The 1,710-nt window shown below is 75.1% G+C and carries 2 protein-coding genes; both read left to right on the forward strand.

From position 1 onward, the window contains the following. The coding region (locus tag ACFFNX_RS49245) for a V-type ATPase 116kDa subunit family protein (protein ID WP_378213378.1) at positions 1–1,152 on the forward strand (1,152 nt) is incomplete at its 5' end. Beyond that, positions 1,122–1,550 carry an ATP synthase subunit C gene (locus tag ACFFNX_RS49250; RefSeq protein ID WP_378213379.1) on the forward strand — a complete coding sequence of 143 codons (429 nt, stop codon included), beginning with the start codon at positions 1,122–1,124 and terminating at the stop codon, positions 1,548–1,550. The genes ACFFNX_RS49245 and ACFFNX_RS49250, both read left to right, overlap by 31 nt. Positions 1,551–1,710 lie beyond the last annotated feature (160 nt).

The raw sequence follows: 1,710 nt of genomic DNA on the forward strand, positions 1-1,710 counted from the left end.
TTGCTCGCCGGAGAGGCCGCGCTGCGGGAGCGCGCGCAGGCGTCGACCACGCGGGACGAGGTGAGCGCGCTGCTCGGCTGGGCGCCCGCCGACGCGGTGGCGGCGTTGTCCGAGCGCCTCGCGACCGTCGAGGGCGCGGTCGTGGTCCTGCCCCGGCCACGCGGCGTGGAGGTTCCGTCGGAGCTGCGAACGGGAGGCGTGCGCGGCTCGCTCACGTCTCTCGTCGAGACGTACGGCACGGTTCCGTACCGGGACGTGGACCCCACGCCACTCGCCGCCGGGGCGTTCCTCCTGATGTTCGGCATGATGTTCGGTGACGTCGGGCACGGTACGCTCCTCCTGCTGCTCGCGGTCGCCCTGGCGTTCTGGCCTCGGCTGGCGCGGTTCCGGCGGGCCTGGCCGCTCGCCGCGGGCGCGGGCGTGACCGGGATCGTCTTCGGCGTGCTGTACGGGGAGTTCTTCGGGCCGACCGGCGCGGTGCCGGCCCTGTGGCTGCGGCCCATGGAGCATCCGGTCGCGCTGATGGAGGTGGCGGTCTGCCTGGGCGGGGCGCTGCTGGCCGGCCGGCTGGCGTTCGGCGCCGACAACCGGGTCCGGGAGGCCGGCTGGGCCGCCGCGCTGTACGCCCCGTCGGGGATCGCGGGGGTCGTGCTGCTCCTCGGCCTGGCGCTCGTCGCGGCCGGCTGGTACGCGAGCGTGGTCGCGGTGGTCGTCTCGGGAGCGGTGCTGGCCTCGCTGGCGTTGCTACTGATCTTTCTGGGGTTCACCGGCGAGGGCGGCGTCTTCGAAGCCTGCGTCGAGCTGTTCGACACGGTGCTGGGGCTCGGTTCGAACCTGGCCTCGTTCACCCGGCTGGCGGCGTTCGGGCTCACCCACGCGGCACTCGGATGGATCGTCTGGGAGGGCACGCGCGCCCTGTGGCCACGGGGAACGGCCGGCGCGGCCGGGGCGGTCGCGGTCTTCGTCGCCGGGAACCTGCTGGCCTTCGCCCTGGAGGGCCTGGTCGTGGCCGTCCAGGCGCTGCGTCTGGAGTACTACGAGCTGTTCTCCCGGGTCTTCCAGGCCCAAGGACGGCCGTTCCGCCCCTGGCATCTGCCCGTCACGACGGAGGAGGTCTCCCCATGGTCGCGTGGCTCGTCGCCCTCCCGCTGATCGCGGCCGGGATCGTCCTCTCCCGGCTCCTGCGCCGTCGCGGTCCGCGCACCGTCCGCCTGCTCCTTCTCGCCGACGGGGCGATCGCGCTGGCCGCCCTCGCCGTCCTGCTGATCGCGCTGACCGCGGAGCCGTCCTCGGCGTCGCACGTGACCGCCGCGGTGAACGCCGGCGCGAGGACGACGGGGAACTGGGCGGCCCTGCTCGGTGCCGGGATCGCGGTGGCCGGTTCGACGGTGGGAGCCGGGATCGCGGTGGCCTACACCGGAGCGGCGGCGATGGCCGCCATGAGCGAGCGCCCGGAGCTGTTCGGCCGGGTCCTCGTGATCGTGGGCCTGTCCGAGGGCATCGCCATCTACGGGCTGGTCGTCGGCATCCTGCTGCTCGGGAAGGCGTGACGTGGCCGGGGCCGGGGCCGGGGAAGGCGCCGGGAGCGTGCGGGCGGCCGCCCTCGGTCCCGTCGCGGATGCGCTGCTGGACAAGGCGAGGCGGGAGGCGGCACGGGTCCGTACGGAGGCGCGCGCCGACGCGGACGCACGGCTCGCCCGTGCCCGCGCC

Origin of the sequence: Actinoallomurus acaciae, assembly GCF_042429965.1 — a bacterium.
Taxonomy (GTDB): domain Bacteria; phylum Actinomycetota; class Actinomycetes; order Streptosporangiales; family Streptosporangiaceae; genus Actinoallomurus; species Actinoallomurus acaciae.

Bases quoted from the DNA above. Each gene is read 5' to 3' on its own strand.
- ACFFNX_RS49250 (WP_378213379.1), top strand. From the start codon at position 1,122: ATGGTCGCGTGGCTCGTCGCCCTCCCGCTGATCGCGGCCGGGATCGTC.